This window comes from Sinorhizobium sp. B11 (assembly GCA_039725955.1).
Classification (GTDB): Bacteria; Pseudomonadota; Alphaproteobacteria; order Rhizobiales; family Rhizobiaceae; genus Rhizobium.
On sequence record CP091034.1, the window covers coordinates 1,420,625 to 1,444,722 of the forward strand.

General features: G+C 60.0%; 20 protein-coding genes. 15 read left to right on the plus strand and 5 right to left on the minus strand.

Annotation, left to right across the window (positions count from 1 at the left end):
- Window positions 1-125 precede the first annotated feature (125 nt).
- From LVY75_16840 to LVY75_16880, 9 genes are all read left to right on the plus strand, one after another.
- A complete protein-coding gene (locus LVY75_16840; GenBank protein XAZ25742.1) occupies window positions 126-743 on the plus strand; it encodes an NADH-quinone oxidoreductase subunit J in 618 nt (205 codons plus the stop codon).
- 25 nt (window positions 744-768) lie between these two features.
- Window positions 769-1,077: an NADH-quinone oxidoreductase subunit NuoK gene (gene nuoK, locus LVY75_16845; protein ID XAZ24854.1), complete on the plus strand. Its 309-nt coding sequence runs from the start codon at window positions 769-771 to the stop codon at window positions 1,075-1,077.
- A 7-nt stretch (window positions 1,078-1,084) separates the two neighbouring features.
- Window positions 1,085-3,082, plus strand: coding sequence for an NADH-quinone oxidoreductase subunit L (gene nuoL, locus LVY75_16850; GenBank protein ID XAZ24855.1), 1,998 nt, complete (start codon window positions 1,085-1,087; stop codon window positions 3,080-3,082).
- Entirely contained in the window at window positions 3,082-4,593 is a 1,512-nt protein-coding gene (locus tag LVY75_16855) for an NADH-quinone oxidoreductase subunit M (protein XAZ24856.1), read from the plus strand. The genes nuoL and LVY75_16855 overlap by 1 nt, the downstream gene beginning before the upstream one ends.
- A gap of 14 nt (window positions 4,594-4,607) precedes the next feature.
- Window positions 4,608-6,053 (plus strand): NADH-quinone oxidoreductase subunit NuoN, encoded by a 1,446-nt coding sequence (nuoN, locus tag LVY75_16860; GenBank protein ID XAZ24857.1) that lies wholly within the window; start codon window positions 4,608-4,610, stop codon window positions 6,051-6,053.
- Window positions 6,053-6,817 carry a biotin--[acetyl-CoA-carboxylase] ligase gene (locus LVY75_16865; GenBank protein ID XAZ24858.1) on the plus strand — a complete coding sequence of 255 codons (765 nt, stop codon included), beginning with the start codon at window positions 6,053-6,055 and terminating at the stop codon, window positions 6,815-6,817. Before nuoN ends, LVY75_16865 begins: the two co-directional genes overlap by 1 nt.
- An 18-nt stretch (window positions 6,818-6,835) precedes the next feature.
- Complete coding sequence (locus tag LVY75_16870; GenBank protein ID XAZ24859.1) at window positions 6,836-8,506, plus strand: ribonuclease J; 1,671 nt, start codon at window positions 6,836-6,838, stop codon at window positions 8,504-8,506.
- Window positions 8,507-8,509: 3 nt separating this feature from the next.
- Window positions 8,510-8,914 carry a methylmalonyl-CoA epimerase gene (mce, locus tag LVY75_16875; GenBank protein XAZ24860.1) on the plus strand — a complete coding sequence of 135 codons (405 nt, stop codon included), beginning with the start codon at window positions 8,510-8,512 and terminating at the stop codon, window positions 8,912-8,914.
- Between the two features lie 110 nt (window positions 8,915-9,024).
- Complete coding sequence (locus LVY75_16880) at window positions 9,025-9,300, plus strand: DUF1467 family protein (GenBank protein XAZ24861.1); 276 nt, start codon at window positions 9,025-9,027, stop codon at window positions 9,298-9,300.
- A gap of 316 nt (window positions 9,301-9,616) precedes the next feature.
- On the opposite strand, the gene LVY75_16885 is transcribed toward LVY75_16880, so the two are convergent.
- The gene (locus LVY75_16885; GenBank protein ID XAZ24862.1) at window positions 9,617-9,895 is read right to left on the minus strand and encodes a hypothetical protein; all 279 of its coding nucleotides are present in this window, start codon (window positions 9,893-9,895) and stop codon (window positions 9,617-9,619) included.
- On the opposite strand from LVY75_16885, the gene LVY75_16890 reads away from it, so the two are divergent.
- From LVY75_16890 to LVY75_16900, 3 genes are read left to right on the plus strand one after another with little or no spacing between them, the layout of a single operon-like run.
- Entirely contained in the window at window positions 9,894-11,216 is a 1,323-nt protein-coding gene (locus LVY75_16890; protein XAZ24863.1) for a proline--tRNA ligase, read from the plus strand. The two genes, LVY75_16885 and LVY75_16890, sit on opposite strands and share 2 nt — an antisense overlap.
- A 16-nt stretch (window positions 11,217-11,232) precedes the next feature.
- Window positions 11,233-12,537, plus strand: a complete 1,305-nt coding sequence (locus tag LVY75_16895) for a lipoprotein-releasing ABC transporter permease subunit (protein XAZ24864.1) — start codon at window positions 11,233-11,235, stop codon at window positions 12,535-12,537.
- A gap of 55 nt (window positions 12,538-12,592) precedes the next feature.
- The gene (locus LVY75_16900) at window positions 12,593-13,276 is read left to right on the plus strand and encodes an ABC transporter ATP-binding protein (protein XAZ24865.1); all 684 of its coding nucleotides are present in this window, start codon (window positions 12,593-12,595) and stop codon (window positions 13,274-13,276) included.
- Window positions 13,277-13,279: 3 nt separating this feature from the next.
- Here LVY75_16900 and LVY75_16905 read toward each other — a convergent pair whose 3' ends face one another.
- Entirely contained in the window at window positions 13,280-13,741 is a 462-nt protein-coding gene (locus LVY75_16905; protein ID XAZ24866.1) for a DUF5680 domain-containing protein, read from the minus strand.
- Window positions 13,742-14,053: 312 nt separating this feature from the next.
- Between LVY75_16905 and dnaE the strand changes: the two genes are divergently transcribed.
- A complete protein-coding gene (gene dnaE, locus LVY75_16910) occupies window positions 14,054-17,539 on the plus strand; it encodes a DNA polymerase III subunit alpha (GenBank protein XAZ24867.1) in 3,486 nt (1,161 codons plus the stop codon).
- Window positions 17,540-17,578: 39 nt separating this feature from the next.
- Here the strand turns inward: dnaE and LVY75_16915 are convergent, their stop codons facing one another.
- A complete protein-coding gene (locus LVY75_16915) occupies window positions 17,579-18,976 on the minus strand; it encodes an MFS transporter (protein XAZ24868.1) in 1,398 nt (465 codons plus the stop codon).
- 143 nt (window positions 18,977-19,119) lie between these two features.
- Here LVY75_16915 and LVY75_16920 point away from each other — a divergent pair, with 143 nt between their 5' ends.
- Entirely contained in the window at window positions 19,120-19,551 is a 432-nt protein-coding gene (locus LVY75_16920; protein XAZ24869.1) for a helix-turn-helix transcriptional regulator, read from the plus strand.
- 3 nt (window positions 19,552-19,554) lie between these two features.
- On the opposite strand, the gene LVY75_16925 is transcribed toward LVY75_16920, so the two are convergent.
- Window positions 19,555-20,805 carry a L,D-transpeptidase family protein gene (locus LVY75_16925; protein XAZ24870.1) on the minus strand — a complete coding sequence of 417 codons (1,251 nt, stop codon included), beginning with the start codon at window positions 20,803-20,805 and terminating at the stop codon, window positions 19,555-19,557.
- A gap of 153 nt (window positions 20,806-20,958) precedes the next feature.
- Between LVY75_16925 and LVY75_16930 the strand changes: the two genes are divergently transcribed.
- Window positions 20,959-22,689 carry a GNAT family N-acetyltransferase gene (locus tag LVY75_16930; protein XAZ24871.1) on the plus strand — a complete coding sequence of 577 codons (1,731 nt, stop codon included), beginning with the start codon at window positions 20,959-20,961 and terminating at the stop codon, window positions 22,687-22,689.
- Between the two features lie 57 nt (window positions 22,690-22,746).
- Here the strand turns inward: LVY75_16930 and LVY75_16935 are convergent, their stop codons facing one another.
- A complete protein-coding gene (locus LVY75_16935) occupies window positions 22,747-24,036 on the minus strand; it encodes a DNA polymerase IV (protein XAZ24872.1) in 1,290 nt (429 codons plus the stop codon).
- Window positions 24,037-24,098 lie beyond the last annotated feature (62 nt).

Here is a 24,098-nt window from a genome sequence, read left to right on the forward strand (position 1 = left end):
CGGGAAGGGTGCTCAACGCCCGCCGCGGTCAACGTGCACCGGGGCTTTGCCGGCGAATGCTGTGCGAAGTCCTATCGGGCAGGGAAACTCCCGGCTGCCCGGGGGAAGATGAAAAAGGCACCAACATGGGTCTGCAGGCTCTATTTTTCTATCTTTTCGCCTTTGTCGCGATAGCGTCGGCGTTCATGGTCATCTGGGCGAAGAACCCGGTTCACTCGGTTCTGTTCCTGATCCTGGTGTTCTTCAATGCAGCCGGTCTCTTCCTGCTGCTGGGTGCAGAATTCCTGGCGATGATCCTGCTCGTCGTCTATGTGGGCGCGGTCGCGGTTCTCTTCCTCTTCGTGGTGATGATGCTTGACATCGACTTCACCGAGCTTCGCGCCGGTGTTCTCGAATATGCGCCGATCGGCGCGCTGATCGGTCTCATCCTCGCAGCCGAACTCATCGTCGTCGTCGGCGGCAGCGCGATCTCGCCCGAGATTGCCAAGACCGTCGCCATGCCGATCCCGGCGCTGACCGAACGCACCAATACGGCGGCACTCGGCAACGTGCTCTATACGAACTACGTCTACTTCTTCGAGATCGCCGGTCTGGTCCTGCTGGTCGCCATGATCGGCGCGATCGTGCTGACGCTGAAGCATCGCACCAATATCAAGCGGCAGAATATCGCCCGCCAGGTTGCCCGCACGCCTGCCACCGCCGTCGAGGTGATCAAGGTCAAGCCGGGCCAGGGCGTAAGCTGAGCCGAGAGGTCAAGGAACAAAGAACATGGTCATCGGACTTTCCCATTATCTCACGGTCAGCGCCATCCTCTTCACGATCGGCATCTTCGGCATCTTCCTGAACCGGAAGAACATCATCGTCATCCTGATGTCGGTCGAATTGATCCTGCTGGCGGTCAACATCAACATGGTCGCCTTCTCGTCGTTCCTCAACGACATCGTCGGCCAGGTGTTCGCACTGTTCATTCTGACCGTTGCTGCTGCTGAAGCGGCGATCGGTCTTGCAATTCTCGTTGTCTTCTACCGTAACCGCGGTTCGATCGCGGTCGAAGACGTCAATATGATGAAGGGCTGAGCGGCTCATGTTCCTCTATAAGGCTATCGTCTTCCTTCCCCTGATCGGCGCGATCATCGCTGGCCTCTTCGGCCGTGCGATCGGCGCCAAGGCGTCGGAATATGTCACCAGCGGCCTGATGATCATCGCCGCCATCCTGTCCTGGGTCGTCTTCTTCACGGTTGCGCTCGGCCATCCCGAGGGCGTGATCAAGGTCGAGGTTCTGCGCTGGATCCAATCCGGCGGCATCGACGTCTCCTGGTCGCTCCGCGTCGACACGCTGACCTCGGTCATGCTGATCGTCGTCAACACGGTCTCGACGCTCGTGCACATCTACTCGATCGGTTACATGCATACCGATCCGCACCGTCCGCGTTTCTTCGCCTATCTCTCGCTCTTCACCTTCGCCATGCTCATGCTGGTGACGTCCGACAACCTCGCCCAGATGTTCTTCGGCTGGGAAGGCGTTGGTCTGGCCTCGTATCTGCTGATCGGCTTCTGGTATAAGAAGCCTTCGGCATCGGCTGCTGCAATGAAGGCCTTCATCGTCAACCGCGTCGGCGACTTCGGTTTCGTGCTCGGTATTGCCACCGTCTTTGTGCTGTTCGGCTCGATCAACCTCGACACGATCTTCGCCAATGCTTCGACCTTCGCTCCGGCTGAAGGCGGCGGTGAAGCCGGCGAGGTGATCCTGAACCTCTTCGGCATGCATCTCGACAAGGCTCATGCGCTGACCGGCGCCTGCCTGCTGCTCTTCATGGGCGCGATGGGTAAGTCGGCGCAGTTCCTGCTGCACACCTGGCTGCCGGACGCCATGGAAGGCCCGACGCCGGTTTCCGCACTCATCCATGCCGCAACCATGGTGACCGCCGGCGTCTTCCTCGTCGCCCGCATGTCGCCGATCTTCGAACTCTCGCATGATGCGCTCGTCGTCGTGACGATCATCGGCGCGATCACCGCATTCTTCGCGGCGACCGTCGGCCTCGTGCAGAACGACATCAAGCGCGTCATCGCTTACTCGACCTGCTCGCAGCTCGGTTACATGTTCGTCGCTCTCGGCGTCGGTGCCTATGGCGCGGCAATCTTCCACCTCTTCACGCATGCCTTCTTCAAGGCTCTGCTCTTCCTCTGCGCCGGTTCGGTTATCCACGCCGTCGACGGTGAGCAGGACATGCGCTACATGGGTGGCCTGCGTCCGCACATCAAGGTGACGTTCTGGATGATGATGATCGGCACGCTGGCGATTACCGGTGTCGGCATTCCCTTCACCCCGATCGGCTTTGCCGGCTTCTTCTCGAAGGACGTCATCATCGAGGCCGCCTATGCGTCGCACTCGCCGGTCGCTGGCTTTGCCTTCACACTGCTGGTCATCGCTGCTCTCTTCACGAGCTTCTATTCCTGGCGTCTGATCTTCATGACCTTCTTCGGCAAGCCGCGTGCTTCCCACGAAGTCATGCATCACGTCCACGAATCGCCGCAGGTCATGCTGGTGCCGCTCTACATCCTCGCCATCGGCGCGGTTGTTGCCGGCTTCCTCTTCGAAGGCCGCTTCTACGGCGAGGAGTATGCCGAGTTCTGGAAGGGTGCGCTTTTCACAGGCGCCGAGAACGAACTGGTGGAAGAGTTCCATCACGTCCCGGCCTGGGTCGGTCTCAGCCCCTTCATTGCCATGCTGCTCGGCTTCGTGATCGCCTGGTACATGTACATCAAGTCGCCCTCGACGCCGCGCAAGCTCGCCGAGCAGCATCGTGTGCTTTACCAGTTCCTGCTCAACAAATGGTACTTCGACGAGCTCTACGACTTCCTCTTCGTCCGCACTGCCAAGGCGCTTGGCAACTTCCTGTGGAAGAAGGGTGACGTCGGTGTCATCGATACCTACGGTCCGAACGGCGTCGCTGCTCGCGTGGTCAACGTCACTGATCGCGTCGTGCGCCTGCAGACCGGTTACCTCTATCACTATGCCTTCGCGATGCTGATCGGCATTGCGGCGCTCGTTACCTGGATGATGCTCGGGAGTTCCTTCTGATGACCGATTGGCCTATTCTTTCAACGGTCACCTTCCTGCCGCTCGTCGGCGTGGTGCTCCTGTTGCTGATGAACGGCGAAACCGAGAACGGTCGCAAGAACGTGCTGTGGATCTCCTTGATCACCACGGTCTTCACCTTCATCGTCTCGCTCTTCATCTGGATCGGCTTCGATAACGCCAATCCGGGCTTCCAGATGATCGAGCAGCATAGCTGGCTCGGCACCGGCATCGGCTACCATGTCGGCGTCGACGGCATCTCCATGCTGTTCATCATCCTCTCGACCTTCCTGATGCCCTTCTGCGTGCTCGCAAGCTGGCTCTCGATCGAGAAGCGATTGAAGGAATACATGATCGCCTTCCTCATCCTCGAAGTGATGATGGTCGGTGTCTTCGTCTCGCTTGATATCGTTCTCTTCTACGTCTTCTTCGAAGGCGGCCTCATCCCGATGTTCCTGATCATCGGCGTCTGGGGTGGTGCGAACCGCGTCTACGCGAGCTACAAGTTCTTCCTCTACACGCTGCTCGGCTCGGTGCTGATGCTGCTCGCCATCATGGCCATGTACTGGCAGGCCGGCACGACCGATATCGCCCAGCTTCTGGACTACAAGTTCCCGCCGGCGATGCAGACCTGGCTGTGGCTTGCCTTCTTCGCCTCCTTCGCGGTGAAGATGCCGATGTGGCCGGTCCACACCTGGCTCCCCGACGCACACGTCCAGGCGCCGACGGCCGGCTCCGTCATCCTGGCAGGCGTGCTCCTGAAGCTCGGTGGCTACGGCCTGATCCGGTTCTCGATTGGCATGTTCCCGGTCGCATCAGATCATTTCGCGCCGCTGGTCTTCGCGCTCTCCGTCATCGCCATCATCTACACTTCGCTGGTCGCGATGATGCAGGACGACATCAAGAAGCTGATCGCCTATTCCTCGGTTGCTCACATGGGCTACGTGACGATGGGCATCTTCGCTGCCAACGCGCAGGGCCTGCAGGGTTCGATCTTCCAGATGCTGTCGCACGGCATCGTCTCCGGTGCACTCTTCCTCTGCGTCGGCGTCGTCTATGACCGCACCCACACCCGTGAGATCGCGGCCTACGGCGGCCTGGTCAACAACATGCCGAAATATGCCGTCGCCCTCATGGTCTTCACCATGGCAAACGTCGGCCTTCCGGGCACGTCGGGCTTCATCGGCGAATTCCTGACGCTGATCGGCGTCTTCCGCGCCAATACCTGGGTTGCGCTCTTTGCCGCCACCGGCGTCATCCTTTCGGCCGCCTATGCGCTCTGGCTCTATCGCCGGGTGATCTTTGGCGCGCTGGAGAAGGAAAAGCTGAAGGCTCTGCTCGACCTTTCACCGCGTGAACAGATCATCCTTTACCCGATGATTGCGCTCACCATCTTCTTCGGTGTCTATCCGGCTCCGGTCTTCGATGCGACCGCAGCTTCCGTAGACCATCTGATCAACAGCTATTCGGCCGCAGTGCAGGCAGCGCAGAATGTTGCGCTGTCCATGAAATGACGGGACTTTAGGACATGACTGCTGAAACAATCTCCCTGAGCCTGTACCTGTCCGCGCCGGAAATCATCCTCGCGATCGGTGCTCTCGTCCTGCTCATGATCGGCGTCTTTGCGGGTGAGCGGTCCGGTCCGCTTGTCAGCACGCTGGCAATGATCGTGATTGCCATCTCTGGCCTTTGGCTGATCTTCATCCCTGGTGACGGCCTTGCCTATGGCGGGGTCTATGTCGCCGACGGCTTCGCCCGCTTCATGAAGGTTCTGGCACTGATCGGCTCCCTCGTGGCGCTGTTCATGTCGATGGGTCATGCGCGGGAAAACCAGCTCGACAAGTTCGAGTTCCCGGTTCTCTTGGTGCTCTGCACGCTCGGCATCATGCTGATGATCTCGGCCAACGATCTGATCGCGCTCTACCTCGGCCTCGAACTGCAGTCGCTCGCGATCTACGTCATCGCTGCGATCAACCGCGATAGCCTGAAGTCGACCGAAGCCGGTTTGAAGTACTTCGTTCTGGGTGCGCTCTCCTCGGGCATGCTGCTCTACGGCATGTCGCTGGTTTACGGTTTCACTGGCCATACGCATTTTGCTGACGTCGCCCAAGCGCTGACGGTGGAAGGCGCGCGGTCGCTCGGCCTCGTCTTCGGCCTCGTCTTCATCCTCGCCGGCATCGCCTTCAAGATCTCGGCCGTTCCCTTCCATATGTGGACGCCGGACGTCTATGAAGGCGCGCCGACCCCGGTCACCGCCTTCCTGGCGAGTGCACCGAAGGTCGCTGCGATGGCGATGATGACCCGCATTGTCATCACTGCCTTCGAGCCGGTGCTGACCGACTGGCAGCAGGTCGTCGTCTTCATATCGATTGCCTCCATGCTGCTCGGTTCGTTTGCTGCCATCGGCCAGAAGAACATCAAGCGACTGATGGCCTATTCCTCGATCGGTCACATGGGGTACGCGCTGGTCGGCCTTGCAGCCGGAAACCAGACGGGCGTCACCGGCGTCATGCTCTATATGGCGATCTACATGGTCATGACCCTCGGCTCCTTCGCGATCATCATGTCGATGCGCCGCAAGGATGGCACCGTCGTCGAGAACGTCAGCGATCTCGCCGGCTTGTCCGCAACGAACCCCTTCATGGCGGTGGTGCTGACCGCGCTGATGTTCTCGCTTGCCGGTATCCCGCCGCTTGCCGGCTTCTTCGCGAAGTACTTCGTCTTCGTTGCCGCCATCGAGGCCAAGCTCTATGCGCTCGCCGTCATCGGTGTTCTTGCGTCTGTCGTCGGCGCTTACTACTACCTGCGCGTCATTAAGCTGATGTGGTTCGATGAGGCGACCGGTGAATTCGCTCGCGTCTCCGGATCGCTGCGTCTCGTCTTCGGTCTTTCCGGCCTCTTCGTTGCAGCCTATGTTCTCATCGGTGGTCCGATCGGCGGCGCGGCCGAGCTTGCTGCGGCGACGCTCTTTTGATGGCTTCCGACAAGCGGCGCCGGATATCGCTCGGCGATATCAGGCACGAGGCCTTGTCGGATACTGCGTCGACCAACACGGAATGCCTTGCCCGGGCTCGGGCAGGGGACAGCGGTCTGCTCTGGGTGACCGCTGAACGACAGACCGGCGGCCGGGGCCGCCGGGGCCGTCCCTGGGTTTCAGAGCGCGGCAATCTCTATGCCTCGCTTCTCCTTATCGATCCGGCGCCGATGGAGCGCCTTGCCTCCCTGCCGCTGGCAATCGCGGTTGCCGTGCATCAGGCGATCCGCAGCGTCTTGCCGCCAGGTGCGGAGCCGCTGGAGGTGAAGTGGCCGAATGATATCCTGATCGGACGCAAGAAGACCTGCGGCATCCTCGTGGAAGGCGAACGGCTGGCGGACGGCCGCCATGCTGTCGTGATCGGCATCGGCATCAATGTATCGGTCATGCCCGACAATCCCATCTATCCCGTCACCTGCCTGCGCGATCAGGGAAGTGCGGCTTCGCCCGAGGAGCTCTTCGCCCATCTGTTTGCATCCATGGCCGAGACGCTGGATATCTGGGATGGAGGGCAAGGCATTGCCGAGGTCACGGCCCGATGGCGCGCTGTCGCCTGCGGTATTGGCGAAAAGATAACCGTTAATCTGCCGGACAGGTCGATTTCCGGATATTTCGCCGGAATAGATGATAATGGCCTGTTGATGCTCGATACCGGCACGGGCAGGATGATGCCGATTGCGGCCGGCGATGTATTCTTTGGATAGTGGAAAAAAACAAACATTATGGCGAAACAGGACGAACTGGTATTTCTGCCCCTGGGCGGCGTCGGAGAGATTGGCATGAATCTCGCGCTGTACGGCTACGGCCCGGCGGATCATCGCCAGTGGATCATGGTGGATTGCGGCGTCACCTTTCCGGGCCCGGATCTGCCGGGTGTCGATCTCGTCCTGCCGGATATCCGCTTCCTCGCCAATGAGCGAAAGAACCTCAAGGCGATCATCATCACCCACGCCCATGAGGATCACTACGGAGCGCTCGCCGATCTCTGGCCGGGCCTCAATGTTCCGGTCTATGCCTCGCCCTTCACGGCGGGCCTGCTGGAAGCCAAGCGCAATTTCGAGAAGGACGCGATCGGCGAGGTGCCGGTGACCATTTTCAAGGCCGGCGACAAGATCAATGCCGGCCCCTTCAGCATCGAGGGTGTGGCCGTCAATCATTCGATCCCCGAGCCGATGTCGCTGATGATCCGCACGCCACTCGGCAATGTCATCCACACGGGCGACTGGAAGATCGACCACGAACCTTCGCTCGGGCCGCTGACCGACGAGACGCGCTTCCGCCAATTGGGTGATGAAGGCGTGCTGGCGCTGCTCTGCGACTCCACCAATGCACTGCGCGACGGCGTCTCGCCTTCGGAGAAGGATGTCTCCGAAAGCCTGCGCAAGATCATCGAGAATGCCGAGGGACGCGTGGCGATCACCACCTTCTCGTCGAATGTCGGCCGTATCCGCACCGTCGCCGAAGCCGCCGAAGCCGCTGGCCGTGAAGTGCTGCTGCTCGGAAGCTCGCTGAAGCGCGTGTGCGATGTTGCCCAGGATATCGGTCTGCTGGAAGGCGTAAAACCCTTCATCTCGGAGGAGGATTACGGCTTCATCCCGCGTGACAAGGTCGTGGTCATTCTCACCGGCAGCCAGGGCGAGCCCCGCGCTGCCCTCGCCAAACTTTCCCGCGACGAGATGCGCAATGTGGCCTTTGCCGCCGGCGATATCGTCGTCTTCTCCTCGCGCGCCATCCCCGGCAATGAGAAGGCGATCCAGGACATCAAGAATGGTCTCGTGGAGCAGGGCGTCCATATCATTACCGACACGGAGGCGCTGGTGCATGTGTCAGGCCATCCGCGCCGCAACGAGTTGCAGAAGATGTACGAGTGGACGCGTCCGAAGGTCGTCGTGCCCGTGCATGGCGAGGCAACACATCTGACGGCACACAAGGAACTGGCAGAACAGTCCGGCATTCCGACTGTGCCGCGCGTGCGCAACGGCGATGTGCTGCGGCTTGCGCCAGGACCGGTCGAGGTGATCGATGAAGCGCCGCATGGCCGCATCTACAAGGATGGGTCACTGATCGGTGACTTCGACGAAATGGGCATCGGCGAGCGCAAGAAGCTCGCCTATGTCGGCCATGTCGCCGTCAGCATCGTGCTCGACAATCGCTACGACATTATCGGCGAGCCCGATCTCGTGGCGATTGGCCTGCCTGCCTATGACGACGAGGGGGAGGATATGGAAGATACCCTTTTCGATGCGGCAATCAGTGCGATCGAGAGTATTCCGCGCGCCCGCCGCAAGGATATCGACATGGTGCAGGAGGCCGCGCGCCGTGCCGTGCGCGCCGCTGCCAACAATGCCTGGGGCAAGAAGCCTGTCGTCACCGTCTTCATCACCAGGGTCTGAGTGATGCTCGGCCGGGTGAACCATATCGCCATCGCCGTGCCCGACCTGGCTACCGCGGCTGCAAGCTATCGCGACACGCTGGGTGCGGTGATCTCCGAGCCGCAATCCTTGCCGGAGCATGGTGTCACGGTGGTTTTCGTCGAACTGCCGAACACCAAGGTGGAACTGCTGGAACCACTGGGCGAGACCTCGCCGATCGCAGCCTTCCTGGAAAAGAACCCCTCCGGCGGCATGCACCATATTTGCTACGAGGTAGACGATATCCTTGCCGCCCGCGACCGGCTCACAGCATCCGGCACCCGGGTGCTTGGCAACGGTGAGCCGAAGATCGGTGCTCACGGCAAGCCGGTGCTTTTCCTCCATCCGAAGGACTTCTTCGGTACGTTAATCGAGCTGGAACAGGTCTGAAGCTCTGCGTCAGAGTGACCTAAGCAGTCTGCTCCCTTTGAACTGGCCGCCATTCCGGCTTATAAGCAGCCAAAACCTGCCGCCAAGGCACCATATCGACGGGAACCAAAATGTTTCAGGCCTTCCTCCAGGGGTTCGCAGTTTATTTCATCATCTGGTGGATCACGCTTTTCGCCGTGCTGCCGATCGGTCTGCGCACCCAGGCGGAAGACAATGATGTTGTGCTGGGCACCGTGCCAAGCGCACCGACCCGTTTCCGCCCGGCCTTCGTCTTTTCGCTGACGACGCTCGTTTCCGGCGCAATTTACGGGTTCTGGTATATCTGTTCGACCTATTTCGGCTTCGGCTTCGATGCGCTTCCACAAATAGGGCCTAGCTTCTATTAGGAATGGCTTTTGCTCAATCTTTGAGCAGATGTAAATGCAACCGCGGAAAAATCTGTCATACGCACGTCATGCAAGTGAGGCAAAGAGCTTGCGTAACGGAAGGCGGGCTTACCTGACGAAAGTCAGGCCTTGTTTTGTGAGTTGTGGGAAGCCGAAAAAGCAAAAAAAAAACAAGGCTAAAAGCCTTGTTTTAATTATCGCGTGATCCTTAACCGTTACCGGGGCAGCGACAAGCGCGCCTAAGATCTGATCCTCCCAAGACTTGACCGCGAGTTCGGCAAGAATTTAACCTTCCTGCCTGTTTTGTGAGCTAAAACTAGCTCAAAGATTGTGCTTTGTCATTAGGTTTTTTTGCATTTTTGCTACAGTCACGCAAAATTTTTCTGTTGACAAGATTTACCTTCAAGCCCTTATAAATACGCGCTTTTTCACGTCTACTGAATTTGTAGGCGCTAACATGCGTCAGCGGGAGGCGGCTCACGTCGGTCGCGGGTTTCTTTCCCGCCGCGAAGCGGCTATGAACGCTCCCATCTTTAACAAAGACCGTCGATTCCGCTTGGGTAAGCGGCGTCTCAACTGTACCGGAATCCGCCATGCGTCTGTCCCGCTTCTTCGTACCCATCCTCAAGGAAAATCCCAAGGAGGCGGAAATCGTCTCCCATCGGCTGATGCTGCGCGCCGGCATGATCCGCCAGCAATCGCAGGGCATCTACTCTTGGCTGCCGCTGGGCAAGAAGGTGCTGGACAAGGTCAACAACATCATCCGCGAAGAGCAGAACCGCGCGGGCGCCATAGAGCTTTCCATGCCGACGTTGCAGTCGGCCGAGCTCTGGCAGGAGAGTGGCCGTTACGACGCCTATGGCAAGGAGATGCTGCGCATCAAGGACCGCCAGGACCGTCCGATGCTCTACGGCCCGACGAACGAAGAAATGGTCACGGATATTTTCCGGTCTTCGGTCAAGTCCTACAAGGACTTGCCCCTCAATCTCTATCACATCCAGCTGAAGTTCCGTGACGAGATCCGTCCGCGCTTCGGCACGATGCGCTCGCGCGAATTCATGATGAAGGATGCCTATTCCTTCGACCTGACACGCGAAGGTGCGGAACATTCCTACAACAAGATGTTTGCCGCCTATCTGCGCACCTTTGATCGTCTCGGCCTGCGTGCCATTCCGATGCGCGCCGATACCGGCCCGATCGGCGGCAATCTCAGCCATGAATTCATCATTCTGGCTGATACGGGCGAGTCCGAAGTTTTCTGCCACAAGGATTTCGTCAATTTCGACATTCCCGCCGAAAGCACCGATTTCGACAGCGTCGAAGGCCTGAAGGGAGTTTTCGACAAGTGGACGTCGCTTTATGCCGCGACCTCGGAAATGCACGACGAGGCGGCCTTCAACGCCATTCCTGAAGGCGAGCGTCTTTCTGCACGCGGTATCGAGGTCGGCCATATTTTCTACTTCGGTACCAAGTATTCCGAGCCGATGGGTGCAAAGGTGCAGGGTCCTGACGGTAAGGAACACTTCGTCCACATGGGTTCCTACGGTATTGGCCCGACACGCCTTGTTCCCGCCATCATCGAAGCATCGCATGATGAGAACGGAATCATCTGGCCGGAGTCGGTCGCACCCTTCGATGTCGTGGTCATCAACATGAAGGCCGGTGACGAGGCCTGCGACGGCACCTGCGAGCTGATCTACGCGGCGCTGACCAAGGCGGGCAAGGACGTGCTCTATGACGACACGGATGACCGTGCCGGCACCAAATTCGCGACCGCCGACCTAATCGGCGTGCCGTACCAGATCATTGCCGGTCCGCGTGCGGTCGCGAACGGCGAGGTGGAAGTGAAGGACCGCAAGACCGGCGCTCGCGAAACGATGACCATCGAAGCGGCGATCAACAGGTTCGTGGCCTAGGAAAGACGGAGGCGAAATGGCAGAGGCAGCAGTGGACCGGAGTTCCAAATCCGGCTTGGGTCCGGCTGGCAAGCCATTCTCCACCTTCGAACGCCTTGTGGCGTGGCGCTATCTGCGCGCCCGCCGCAAGGAGGCGTTCATCTCAGTCATTGCCGGCTTCTCCTTCGTCGGCATCATGCTGGGCGTTGCGACGCTGATCATCGTCATGGCCGTCATGAACGGGTTCCGCACGGAACTGGTCTCCCGTATTCTCGGCATCAACGGCCACATGATCATCCAGCCGGTCGACGGTCCCTTCACCGACTACGCCGATCTCGTGAAGAAATTCGAAGCCGTACCCGGCGTAAAGATGGCGCTGCCATTGGTGGAAGGCCAGGTGCTGGCTTCCTCGCAGACCGGCGGCAGCACAGGCGCTCTGGTGCGTGGCACGCGGGCTGAAGATCTGACCAAGCTGAAGACGGTTTCCGACAACATCAAGTCCGGCGACATGGTGGGATTTGCCGCTGGCGATGGCGTTCTCGTCGGAAGCCGTATGGCCGATCAGCTCGGGCTGCGTGTCGGAGACCTGATTACGCTCACGTCACCGGAAGGTGACGTGACGCCGATGGGCGTCAATCCGCGCATCAAATCCTACAAGATTTCCGGGATCTTCGAGATCGGCATGTCGGAATATGACGCCTCGATCATCTACATGCCGCTCGAGGAATCGCAGCTTTATTTCAATGCCGACGGGCTGGTGCAGTCGATCGAGCTCTTCGTCAACAATCCCGACGATATCGACAATCTGAGGCCGAAAGTCGAGGAGGCAGCCGGCCGGCAGATCGCCATCACCGACTGGCGCCAGCGCAACCAGACCTTTTTCTCCGCCTTGCAGGTGGAGCGGAACGTGATGTTCATGATCCTGACGCTGATCGTGCTCGTCGCCGCGCTCAACATCATCTCCGGTCTCATCATGCTGGTGAAGGACAAGGGCAGCGATATCGCGATCCTGCGCACCATGGGCGCAAGTTCAGGCGCCATCATGCGGATCTTCTTCATGACGGGGGCTGCGATCGGCATTGTCGGCACGATCGCCGGCGTGCTGCTCGGCGTGTTCGTCTGCATCAACATCGAATCCATCCGTCAGTTTTTCTCCTGGGTTTCGGGCACGGTGCTCTTCGATCCGCAGCTCTATTTCCTCAGCCAGCTGCCGGCGGAAATGGATGTGAGTGAGACGATCTCCGTCGTCGTCATGGCGCTGACGCTCTCTTTCATCGCGACGATCTTCCCGGCCTGGCGCGCCTCCCGCCTCGACCCCGTCCAGGCCCTCCGCTACGAATAAGGCCCGAGTCAAGATCATGCACGATCCAAGGCCCAATCCAAGGAATGCCGCATTCATGAAACGCAACGTCGTTCTCAAGCTTTCGGGCGTTGAGCGCCATTACGGACAGGGCGAAACGCTGCTGACCATCCTCAAGGGTGCGGATTTCACCCTGTCGAGCGGTGAGATGGTGGCGCTGGTGGCGCCGTCAGGCACCGGCAAGTCGACGCTTTTGCATGTCGCAGGGCTGCTGGAGCATCCAGACGGCGGCGAGGTAGTGGTCAACGGCCGCCCCTGTGATGGCCTTTCCGATGACAAGCGCACCGCCATCCGCCGCGGCGAGATCGGCTTTGTTTACCAGTTCCATCACCTGCTGCCGGAATTCTCTGCACAGGAGAACATCATGATGCCGCAGCTCATCGCCGGCCTCTCATGGAAGGAAGCGAGCGAACGGGCAAAGATGCTTCTTGATTACATGCGCATCGGCCATCGCGGCGTGCATCGCCCGGGCGAGCTTTCCGGCGGTGAACAGCAGCGCGTGGCAATCGCGCGCGCCGTTGCCAATGCGCCGAGCCTGCTTCTGGCCGACGAGCCGACCGGCAATCTCGACCCGGAAACCGCCAGCTATGTCTTCGACGCTCTTGAGGCGCTGGTGCGACAGTCCGGCCTTGCCGCGCTGATCGCCACCCACAACCACGAGCTCGCCCGGCGTATGGACCGACGCGTGACGATCGCCGACGGCAAGGTCGTGGATTTCTGATTCTCAGGGGATAATCAGCCCGCCGCGATAATCGAGCTCATAGGCCTTCAGGCCGTCCACGAGAATAAATTCGTGGCCGCGGAAATGTGTGCAATCGCCTTCGCTACTATCGACATAGTGTCCCAGCGCGTGATCGAGAACCATTCCGCCGAGAAAGCGGCCTTGCCTGTAGAGCTGTGACAGCGCGGCGCAGATGACGGTGCCGGCAATGGTCGAGTCGATGATTCCCGGTTCGATGATGCGCCCGAAATAGTTCATCGCCCACACCGGCTTTTCCTCCAGCCACACCACTTCCTGGCCGGCAAAGTCCGTACCGCCAAAATAGCTGTCGAGATAACGCCAGATGCCGCGCTTGTAGCCGATATCGTGGGCACCGATCCGATAGGACGGCTGCGACTTGGCGCCGGCGACATATGTCTGCGATTTGGCTTCGACAATGAAGCTATTGAGTTCCAGAACGTCCATAGTCCCTCTGCTCCGATGTTAACCATGTCCCGCAGAAGCGGGGGGTAAACCTGTTGACAACAGAACATACATGGAACAAATTAAAAACATAAGAGCAAAGGAGAGCCAAATGACTGACATGATCCGTGATATCGCAGCATTCACCTCCATCGCAATGTTCGTTGCCAGCTTCTCGCTGATTGTCATGGCAATGTAAGATTTCAGGGGACCGCATGGCTGCCATGCGGTCCTGAAGCGGGACTTTTTCTGGACAGAATCGCCTTCAATGCCGACAATGCGCATTCTTCATTGATGCAGTTGGAAGGGCATGTCATGGCGGATGCGGAACAGGGTGCGATCGGCGGAACGCCGGGCTTCGTCCATCTGAGGGTGCATTCCGCCTATTCGCTTCTCGAAGGCGCATTGCCTCTCAAGAAAATTCTGTACAAGGCGGCCGGCGACAATCAGCCGGCGATTGCCATCACAGATACCAACAATCTCTTCGTCGCCCTGGAGTTTTCCCAGAAGGCGATGGATGACGGGTTGCAGCCGATCATCGGCTGTCAGGTGTCGATCGACATGGAAGACGGCCTCGAAACCGAAAAGCGGGGAGGCCAGCAGGCGCTGGTCAAGCTGCCTTCCATCGTGCTTCTGTCTGCGACGGATGCGGGCTATGAACGGCTGGTCGATCTCGTCAGCCGTGCCTATCTCGGCGGCGAAGGCAATTCGACAATACATATCCGCGCCTCATGGCTGGATGAGATCGGGACGGAAGGCCTGATAGCGCTGACGGGTGCCTCGACCGGGCCGATCGACATGCCGCTCAAAGACGGCCACGCCGCCGCGGCGGAGACGCGGCTGCTGACGCTGAAGCGCATCTTCGGCGACCGGCTCTATGTCGAGCTGCAGCGCCATGGCACTTACGACAAGCGGCACGAACAGAGGATCATCGGCCTTGCCTACAAGCATGATCTTCCGCTGGTCGCGACCAATGAAGCCTTCTTCCCGACCCGCGACGATTATGACGCCCACGACGCGCTGATGGCGGTCGCCCACAATGCCATTGTTTCCGACGACAGCCGCTTCCGTCTCTCCCCGGATCACTACCTGAAGAGCCGCGCGGAGATGGAAAAGCTCTTCGCCGATCTGCCGGAAGCGCTGGAGAATACGGTCGAGATCGCCCGACGCTGCTCCTTCATTCTGAAGACCCGCAAGCCGATCCTGCCGCGATTCACCGGCGCCACCGCCGATCCTGAAGAGGCCGAACGCGCCGAGGCGCTGGAGCTTCGCCGGCAGGCGGAAGAGGGGCTCGACATGCGCCTCGCGGAGCTTGGCATGTCGGCAGGTTACGAAGAGAAGGATTACCGCGAGCGGCTGGAATTCGAACTCAGCGTCATCGAGCGCATGAAGTTCCCCGGCTACTTCCTGATCGTTGCCGACTTCATCAAATGGGCCAAGCAGCATGACATTCCGGTCGGCCCGGGCCGCGGCTCGGGTGCAGGCTCGCTGGTCGCCTATGCGCTGACGATCACCGACGTCGATCCGCTACGCTTCTCACTACTCTTCGAACGCTTCCTCAATCCGGAACGCGTTTCGATGCCGGACTTCGATATCGACTTCTGCCAGGATCGCCGTGAAGAGGTGATCCGCTACGTGCAGCAGAAGTATGGTCGCGAGCAGGTGGCGCAGATCATCACCTTCGGTTCGCTGCAGGCACGCGCCGCCCTTCGCGACGTCGGCCGCGTCTTGGAAATGCCCTACGGCCAGGTCGACAAGATCTGCAAGCTCGTGCCGAACAATCCGGCAAACCCCACGCCGCTTTCCAAGGCGATCGAGGAAGAGCCGAAGCTGCAGGAAGAGGCCGCCAAGGAGCCTGTCGTCGCCCGCCTGCTCGATATCGCCCAGAAGATCGAAGGCCTCTACCGCCACGCCTCGACCCACGCCGCCGGTATCGTGATCGGTGATCGCCCGCTGTCGAAACTCGTGCCGATGTATCGCGATCCGCGTTCCGATATGCCGGTCACGCAGTTCAATATGAAGTGGGTGGAGCAGGCCGGCCTCGTGAAGTTCGACTTCCTCGGCCTGAAGACGCTGACCGTGCTCAAGGTCGCCGTCGATTTCTGCAGGAAGCGAGGCATCGAGGTCGATCTCGCCAAGATCCCGCTCGACGACAAGAAGACCTACGAGATGCTGTCGCGCGGCGAGACCGTCGGCGTGTTCCAGGTGGAAAGCGCCGGCATGCGCAAGGCGCTGATCGGCATGAAGCCGGACTGCATCGAGGATATCATCGCGCTGGTCGCGCTCTATCGTCCGGGTCCGATGGAAAACATCCCGACCTACAATGCCCGCAAGCATGGCGACGAAGAGCTGGAATCGATCCATCCGACGATCGACCATCTGCTCAAGGAAACGCAGGGCGTTATCGTCTACCAGGAACAGGTGATGCAGATCGCCCAGGTCCTATCGGGCTATTCGCTCGGCGAAGCCGATCTTCTGCGCCGCGCCATGGGTAAGAAGATCAAGGCCGAAATGGACCAGCAGCGCGAGCGCTTCGTCGTCGGCGCGGTCAAGAACGGCGTGTCGAAGCCGCAGGCCGACAATATCTTTGAACTCTTGGCGAAGTTCGCAAACTACGGCTTCAACAAATCGCACGCCGCCGCCTACGCCATCGTCTCCTACCAGACGGCCTTTATGAAGGCGCATTATCCGGTCGAGTTCCTGGCCGCGTCGATGACGCTCGATATGTCGAACACCGAAAAGGTCAACGACTTCCGCCAGGATGCCAAGCGCCTCGGCATCGAGGTCATTGCGCCCTCCGTCCAGACCTCCTTCCGCCAGTTCGAGACCGGCGATAACCGCATCTATTACGCGCTTGCGGCCCTCAAGGGCGTCGGCGAATCTGCGGTGGATCACATCGTTGAAATGCGTGGCGACAAGCCTTTCGCCAGCATCGAGGATTTCTGCCTGCGCATCGATCCGCGCCAGGTGAACCGCCGCGTGCTGGAAAGCCTGATCTATGCCGGCGCCTTCGACTGCTTCAATCTGGATCGCGCCCAGCTTTCGGCAGGCCTCGACCGTGTGCTCGGCTATGCGCAGCGCGCCCAGGAAAACAAGCTGAGCGGTCAATCCGATATCTTCGGTGGAGCGCTGTCCTCAGGCCCGGAGAAGATCGCCTTGCCGCCATTCTCGCCCTGGCTCGCTTCCGAGCGGCTGCTCAAGGAATTCCAGGTGCTGGGCTTCTATCTGACCGCCCATCCGCTCGACAGCTACAACAACATCCTGCAGAAGATGCGCGTACAGACTTTCGCGGATTTCTCCACGGCGGTGAAGCAGGGTGCTGCGAACGGGCGCTTGGCAGGGACGGTGATTTCCAAGCAGGAGCGCAAGACGCGGACCGGCAACAAGATGGGCATCATCGTCTTTTCGGATTCCTCGGGTCAGTACGAAGCCGTCCTCTTCTCCGAAATGCTGAACCAGTATCGTGACGTGCTTGAGCCCGGAAAATCCTTCGTCATTACCGCTATAGGCGAAGAGCGGCCGGAAGGCGTCAGCCTGCGTCTGCAGACCATCCAGTCGCTGGAGGAAAAATCGCTGCAGATGCAGAAAGCGCTGCGCGTCTATGTGCGCGATTCCGGCCCGCTGCGCGCCGTTGCTGCGCATCTGAACGCCAGGGGCGATGGCCTGGTCTCCTTCATCGTGATCAAGGAGGAGGGCAAGCGCGAGGTCGAAGTCGTACTGCAGGACAAATACCGCATCACGCCGGAGATCGCCGCTGCATTGCGGGCCGCTCCCGGCATCGTCGACGTCGAACTCGTCTAATGAAAAGGGCGACCGGCATGCGCCGGCCGCCCTTGTTTGTCAGCCGGTTTGCGGCCGGCCGGATAGACCGGAGCAGCGCCACCTGCCGAAGCCCATGATTGCCGTACCGATCAGCGTGCCTCCGACCGGCACCAGAAGTGCGGTGCGCAGCGCGTCCAGCCGTTCGGATGGGCTTTCGCCGTCGCCGAGCGCCAGAGTGCCGACAGCGCTGACGGCGGAAAGGCCGAGTGCCGCGCCGAACTGGAAGGACGTATTCACTAGCCCGCTCGCCAGTCCCTGTTCGTTTTCGGCAATGCCGTCGGTTGCGATGATCGTCAGCGGCCCATAGCCGAGCGAGAAGGCGAGGCCGAGCAGGATTGTCGAAGGCAGCATCGCTGCATAGGTCCAGTCGAGCCCCATGTCGAGGAAGAGCGCGTAGCCTGCGACGGCAAGGGCGAAGCCGCCGAGCACGACACGTCCATTGCCGAAGCGCTCCACGAGCAAGGGCGTCAGCAACGGTGCCAGGATGGCATCCATGCCGATGACGATGAGGGCGAGGCTGGTTTCGAAGGCGGACCAGCCGAGCAATTCCTGCAGGTAGAGCGAGACGATGAACTGGAAGCCGAAGAAGGCGCCGGTGAAGAGCATCGCTCCTAGGTTGGATTGCAGCAATGCCGATGACCGGAAGATCCCGAGGCGGACCAGCGGCGCCCGTGAATTGCGTTCGATGAGGATGAAGGCGAGCCAGAGCACAGCGCTCGCCCCTGCTGCCGCAAGTGTCCAGGTGAGGTCGCTCGTCGCATGCTCGAGCCGGGTCAGCGCGTAGGCGGCGAGCAGCATGGCGCCGGTCAGGGTGACCGCGCCGGCAACATCGAACCTCTGGCGCGGGGCTGTAACCTCCTTGTCCTCCGCGATCAGCTTCATACCGGCAGCGAGCAGAATGGCGGAGAAGATCACCGGTGCGAAGAACACCCATCGCCAGCCGATTGCGGATAGAAGCCCGCCGATGACGAGGCCGAGGGAGAAGCCGGCCGATGCCGTGCCGGCATAGATCAGCACCGCCCGGTTGCGCTGCGGTCCCTCGGGAAAACTGCCATTGATGAGTGCAAGGCCGGCAGGTGTCATGAAGGCGGCGGCTGCACCCGTCACGAAGCGGGCCGTCAGCAGCATCCATCCTTCGCTCGCAAAGCCTCCGAGGCCGGAGAAGAGCAGGAAGACGGTCAGCGCCGTCAGGAAGACCTTGCGCTTCCCGTACATATCCGCGACGCGCCCGCCGAGCAGCATCAGCCCGGCATAGGCAAGCACATAGGCAGAAACCACGGCGCTGAGCGTCGTGGTCGAAAGACCGAGATCGGCCCGGATCGAGGGCAGCGCGACATTGAGCATGGCCGCATCGACGCCTTCGAGGAAGATCGCTCCGCAGAGTACCGCGAGCATGCCGGCGGCACCGGCGCTCATTTTTCCACGCTCCGCTGTCAGGGGAGGACTTGTAGACATCATGGATTCCTTGTCGGTAGAGGCAGGGAAGAGCGAAGATGGTTACATATTGATCCTCGGTTCCCTATTGTAACCAAGGAAAATGTAGGACATTGTTCGAACCCATGGAAGTAGGCACTTCAAACTCACCGAGTGACTGCTGCAGCACCGACCGCGATTACGACATCCATCAATGGGATGCGCGACAGGAGTGCGAGGTGCGCCAGATTCTGGATCGCATCGCCGACAAGTGGTCGCTTCTGGTTATCGCCCTGCTGGAAAAGCGCACCTTGCGCTTTACCGAATTGCGCAGGAGCATCGACGGCATCAGCCAGCGCATGTTGACGACGACACTGCGTCAGCTCGAGCGAGACGGTCTGATCGAGCGAACGGTCTATCCCGTGGTGCCTCCAAGGGTCGAATATGCCCTGACGGACCTCGGTTGCACGTTGCATGACACGATCAAGGCGCTTGTCGTCTGGACCGAGACCAACCAGACAAAGATCATCGCGGCCCGCCGAAGCTACGACGAGCGTGCCAGCGAGAAGCCTTGGTAGGTCTCAGCTCTCGCGCGTGATGGTGATGAATTCCGTGCCGTTACCGGTTTCGGGACCGACCCCTGTATCTGATATTGTCAGCGTCGAGCCGGGCGAGATCAGCGCATCGATCCGGTGGCGGGTCTCTTCAGACATTGAGATGCGGCTGAGTGCTCTGGCGATTGGACGGCCGCTGATGATGGAGCTTTCCTGGTTGGCGATGCCGAGCCGCTTCACCGTTTCGCGGGAAAGATTGTTTTCCAGCGTCACGCCCAGCCAATCCGCCGTGCCAGCTGCCTCATCGACTGAATGTAGCGAGAAGAAATGCGTGCCGAGAGCAAGGGCCGGATCGGCGATGGTAATGGGTGCCTCGAAGAGCGGCTTGAAATCCTTCCGCACCATGACGACGCCATTCGGTGGTTCGCCCCGGCCTGCCGCGGCGTAAACTTCCCTAAGGAGAGTATCCGTGATCAGGCCCTTGTCACGGGCAAATTCCTTTGGCCGCAGCGCTTTGAAAGCATTGATGGCCTGAACGGTCGCGGGACCGGTCAGCCCGTCAGGCTCGCCGGCGGCAAAGCCGAGCTGGTTCAGCAGGGTCTGGATATCGACGACATTTTCACGCAGCGTCCGGCGCGTCATCAGGATGCTGATCGGCGAGGTCTCGCCAGCCGGTGCCTGCAGCTGAAACTGCGGTATCGGCAGGGCAGCCGTCGTCTCGTTCATGGCGACCTGCACCTGCGTCTTCGCATCACCGATTGCAGGCCGCAGTTCCACGTCCGTAAGCAGGGGCGCCGGTTCGGGCCGGTCGGGGCGGAACAGGGTCGGATGGTCGATAGGCTCCGGTGTCAGCTCGCTGTCGGTGATAACGACCGGCACGCCCATCTCGGTCATCTTGTAGAGCGATTTCGCAAAGGCGCCGGGCATGCGCACGCAGCCATGCGAGGCCGGGTAGCGCGGCACGGAGTTGGACTCGTGCAGCGCAATGCCGGACCATGTCAGCCGCTGCATGAAGGGCATCGGCGCATTCGAATAGATATTGGATTCGTGGTACTTCTGCTTCTCGATGACGGAGAAGATGCCGCTCGGCGTCGTGTGCCCGTCCTTGCCGCTCGAGATCTTTGAAGTCGCCACGACCTCCGCACCGTCATAGACCGCCAGCGACTGCTTATCCTTGGACACGAATATCTGCAGCGTGCGCGCATCGGCAGCAAAAGCCGGATCGACGAGAGCGGTCGCCGACAGCAACCCGATAAGAACACCTACACGCACAGACATGACGCAATACACCACATGCACAAAAACGACCGGAGTTAAGCATGCGAAGTTTAACGAAGGCTTGAATACGCGGCCGCGCTTTGATCACAAGATTGTGGGATATTCAATTTTATGCAGATCTAAAATACTGGAAGTCTTGGGGGAGACTTGGAAATGCATGTCGATATTGTTTCTGCGTTCGATGATCTGCATGCCCTGAAGGATAATTGGAACGAGGTCTATGCCGCCGATCCGGAAGGGCATTATTTCCTGTCCTGGCACTGGATTGTCCGGTGGCTGGAGCAGCGCTCGCGATGGTTCGTTCTTGCCGCCAAGCGACAGAAGGAGGACGACCGCTATGTCGCTTTCCTGCCCATTCAACTTCATGTCGATTTCGAGGAAGGGCAGGGCCTCGGCAATGTCGTGCGGCTGGGGGGCACCCCCTATGCCGGCTATAACGGTCTTCTGACATTTTCCGACGATGCAGAGGCAGCACTCGCGGCCTTCGCTGATTGCCTGATGACCTTCAATTGGAAACATCTCGATCTCGACGATGTCTATGTGTCCGGCGACAGGCTGAAGACTTTTCTGGCGGCTTTTCCCGCCTCGGAATTCTCAAAGCGGAAGGTTCCACGCAGGCCGCATATCACGGCTGACGGTGAGAACATCGATCATGATGTCTATGTCTACGTGCCGCTTGGCGAGAGTTTCGTAGCCTTCCTGGACGAGCGCATCGGCCCCAAGACGCGGCGCAACGCGCGAAAGGCGCTGCGCGATCTGGTCGTACCGGAAAACGAGCTGCGCATTACCCATGTCACCCCGGAAACGATGGAGCGCGACCTCGACATCTTCTACGACATGTGGAACGTCCAATGGGGTGAACGCCAGCCGCGCTACGGCAAATTCATCCTCGACAACAGCCGGCATATGTTGCCGGCCTGTATCAAGGACGGTTCGGTTTTCATGCCGATCCTCTGGCACCGGGACAAGCCGGTGGCTACCTTCATCATGTTCCTGGATCCCTATCGCAAGTCGATGATGTGCTTCCTCGGGAGCCGTGACCTGAGCTTTCGCCACTCAATCAGCCCCGGCTTCATGCTCCATTGCTACAATATGCGCTGGGGCATCGAGAACGGATACCGGATATACGATCTCGGTACCGGCAACTATGGCTACAAGGATCTCTTCGGTTCCGAGCACCACATCGTCGAGAAGCTGCAGGTCTCTACGCTTTCGGGCCAAAATATCGGCGATCGGCTCGATCCGCACTCGCTCGATATAGCAATGCATCAGGCAGTGTATTTCTTCAGAAACGACAACCCGAATGCTGCCGAACTCTGCTGTCGGCAGATTCTTGCCGCCGACAACGCCTATGGGCCGGCAACCGCTTTGCTGGCGAAGATCGAGGCGACGCACCCGCCAAAGCCAATCGCCGACCCTGCCGCCCATTTCGCCGCCGCTGCCGAACGGCACCGTGCCGGTAATCTTGCCACGGCGGAGGCTGGCTACCGCGAAGTGATTGCCGTCGTGCCGGATCACTTCGATGCCCTTCAGCATCTGGCGCTATTGCTGTTGCAGAAAGGCGCTTTCAACGACGCCAAGGTCTGCGTCGACAGGGCGATCGACGTGAGACCGGCTTCCGCCTCGGCCTATTGCAATCGCGGTAATATTCTCGTGCAGCTTTCGAATTTCGAAGAGGCTCTCAGAAGCTATGACCGGGCGATTGCGCTTGATACACACCATGCCATCGCCCTCAACAATCGCGGCAACGTTCTGCGACGCCTGGGGCGCCACGCTGAGGCATTGGAAAGCTACGAGCAGGCCGTCGCGACCGATCCCGGCTATGCCCAGGCAGTGAAGAACCGCGATGCGGCGCTGCGAGAGATGGAGACGGTACCGGCTTAACGCCTGTTGCGCCAATGCATGCGGCGATTTGCGATGACGACATGCGTCAAACAAGGCCTATCGGTTCCCCTTGCCGCCGAAAGTATAGCCGGTTTCAACAGTGCCCTTGCCGAATTTGTCGCGCAATTTGTCCATGGCCGCCTCCGCCGCCGCGCGCCGGCCGGATTGCCGGTCGATGAGATCGGGCGGGTCAGCGCGGCCGGCATCACCGAGGTCGGTGACGCCGATGCCGATCAGACGGAATTTCGTGCCGTCCGTTTCCTTTTCCAGAAGGTCGAGTCCGGTGCGGAAGATCTTGTCGGCCAGCTGAGTCGGGTCTTCGAGGCGACGGTTGCGGGTGCGTGACTTGAAATCGGCGGTCTTCATTTTCAACACCACGGTCTGGCCCGCAATGTCGTTCTTCTTCAGCCGCCACGAGACCTTTTCCGAGAGATTGCGCAGGATCGGCACCAGATCGTCGTAACGCGAGATATCGTCGAAAAAAGTGGTTTCGGCCGAGACACTCTTGGCGGCATCGTTGATATGCACTTGGCGGTCGTCGACGCCGCGCGACAGGCGGGAAAGCCGCTGGCCGATGCTGCCGTAGCGGCGCATCAGATCGTTCTCTTCCATCTGCTGCAGCTGGCCGATCGTTCGGATGCCGTCGGCTTCGAGTGTTGCAGCAAAAGCCTTGCCGACGCCCCAGATGGTCGTCACGGGACGAGGCGCCAGAAACTCCACGGCCTCTTCGCGCCCGATGACGGAAAAGCCGCGCGGCTTCTGCAGGTCGGACGCGACTTTGGCGAGGAATTTGCAATAGGACAGCCCGACCGAGACGGTGATACCGATCTCCTTCTCGATGCGGCGGGCGAACTTCGCCAGCGTGCGGGCCGGAGGATCGTGGTGCAGCCGTTCGGTGCCGCCGAGTTCCAGGAAGGCCTCATCGATGGAGAGTGGCTGCACAAGCGGCGTCAGTTCCTGCATCAGCGCGCGGACCTGCCGCCCGACCTTTACATATTTTTCCATGTCGGGGCGGATGACGACCGCCTGCGGGCAGGCTTCCAGCGCCTTGAACATCGGCATGGCGGAGCGGACGCCGTGGATGCGGGCAATGTAACAGGCGGTGGAGACGACGCCACGTTTGCCGCCGCCGATGATCACGGGCTTGTCGGCAAGCTCCGGATTGTCGCGTTTTTCCACGGCGGCGTAAAAGGCGTCACAGTCGATATGCGCGAGCGTCAGGTCATAAAGCTCTTTGTGGCGCGCGAGGCGAGGGCTGCCGCAAACATGGCAGCGGCGCAGGTCTGCCTTCTGCTCGGCAAGGCAGTCGCGACAGAAGCCGGGTGTCTTGTCAGATGCAGGCGTCATGGCTGGAACAAAGGTTGAACATTGCAACACTACGCCCTAAGCTCTTGAGTCTCAAGAGTGGG

Coding starts and splice junctions, on each gene's coding strand:
- LVY75_16880 (XAZ24861.1), top strand. CDS start 9,025: ATGTTTCAGGCCTTCCTCCAGGGGTTCGCAGTTTATTTCATCATCTGG.
- nuoN (XAZ24857.1), top strand. CDS start 4,608: ATGACTGCTGAAACAATCTCCCTGAGCCTGTACCTGTCCGCGCCGGAA.
- LVY75_16925 (XAZ24870.1), bottom strand. CDS start 20,805: ATGTCTGTGCGTGTAGGTGTTCTTATCGGGTTGCTGTCGGCGACCGCT.
- mce (XAZ24860.1), top strand. CDS start 8,510: ATGCTCGGCCGGGTGAACCATATCGCCATCGCCGTGCCCGACCTGGCT.
- nuoL (XAZ24855.1), top strand. CDS start 1,085: ATGTTCCTCTATAAGGCTATCGTCTTCCTTCCCCTGATCGGCGCGATC.
- LVY75_16930 (XAZ24871.1), top strand. CDS start 20,959: ATGCATGTCGATATTGTTTCTGCGTTCGATGATCTGCATGCCCTGAAG.
- dnaE (XAZ24867.1), top strand. CDS start 14,054: ATGGCGGATGCGGAACAGGGTGCGATCGGCGGAACGCCGGGCTTCGTC.
- LVY75_16865 (XAZ24858.1), top strand. CDS start 6,053: ATGGCTTCCGACAAGCGGCGCCGGATATCGCTCGGCGATATCAGGCAC.
- LVY75_16920 (XAZ24869.1), top strand. CDS start 19,120: ATGGAAGTAGGCACTTCAAACTCACCGAGTGACTGCTGCAGCACCGAC.
- LVY75_16900 (XAZ24865.1), top strand. CDS start 12,593: ATGAAACGCAACGTCGTTCTCAAGCTTTCGGGCGTTGAGCGCCATTAC.
- LVY75_16870 (XAZ24859.1), top strand. CDS start 6,836: ATGGCGAAACAGGACGAACTGGTATTTCTGCCCCTGGGCGGCGTCGGA.
- LVY75_16890 (XAZ24863.1), top strand. CDS start 9,894: ATGCGTCTGTCCCGCTTCTTCGTACCCATCCTCAAGGAAAATCCCAAG.
- LVY75_16855 (XAZ24856.1), top strand. CDS start 3,082: ATGACCGATTGGCCTATTCTTTCAACGGTCACCTTCCTGCCGCTCGTC.
- LVY75_16905 (XAZ24866.1), bottom strand. CDS start 13,741: ATGGACGTTCTGGAACTCAATAGCTTCATTGTCGAAGCCAAATCGCAG.
- LVY75_16840 (XAZ25742.1), top strand. CDS start 126: ATGGGTCTGCAGGCTCTATTTTTCTATCTTTTCGCCTTTGTCGCGATA.
- LVY75_16935 (XAZ24872.1), bottom strand. CDS start 24,036: ATGACGCCTGCATCTGACAAGACACCCGGCTTCTGTCGCGACTGCCTT.
- LVY75_16915 (XAZ24868.1), bottom strand. CDS start 18,976: ATGAGCGCCGGTGCCGCCGGCATGCTCGCGGTACTCTGCGGAGCGATC.
- LVY75_16885 (XAZ24862.1), bottom strand. CDS start 9,895: ATGGCGGATTCCGGTACAGTTGAGACGCCGCTTACCCAAGCGGAATCG.
- nuoK (XAZ24854.1), top strand. CDS start 769: ATGGTCATCGGACTTTCCCATTATCTCACGGTCAGCGCCATCCTCTTC.
- LVY75_16895 (XAZ24864.1), top strand. CDS start 11,233: ATGGCAGAGGCAGCAGTGGACCGGAGTTCCAAATCCGGCTTGGGTCCG.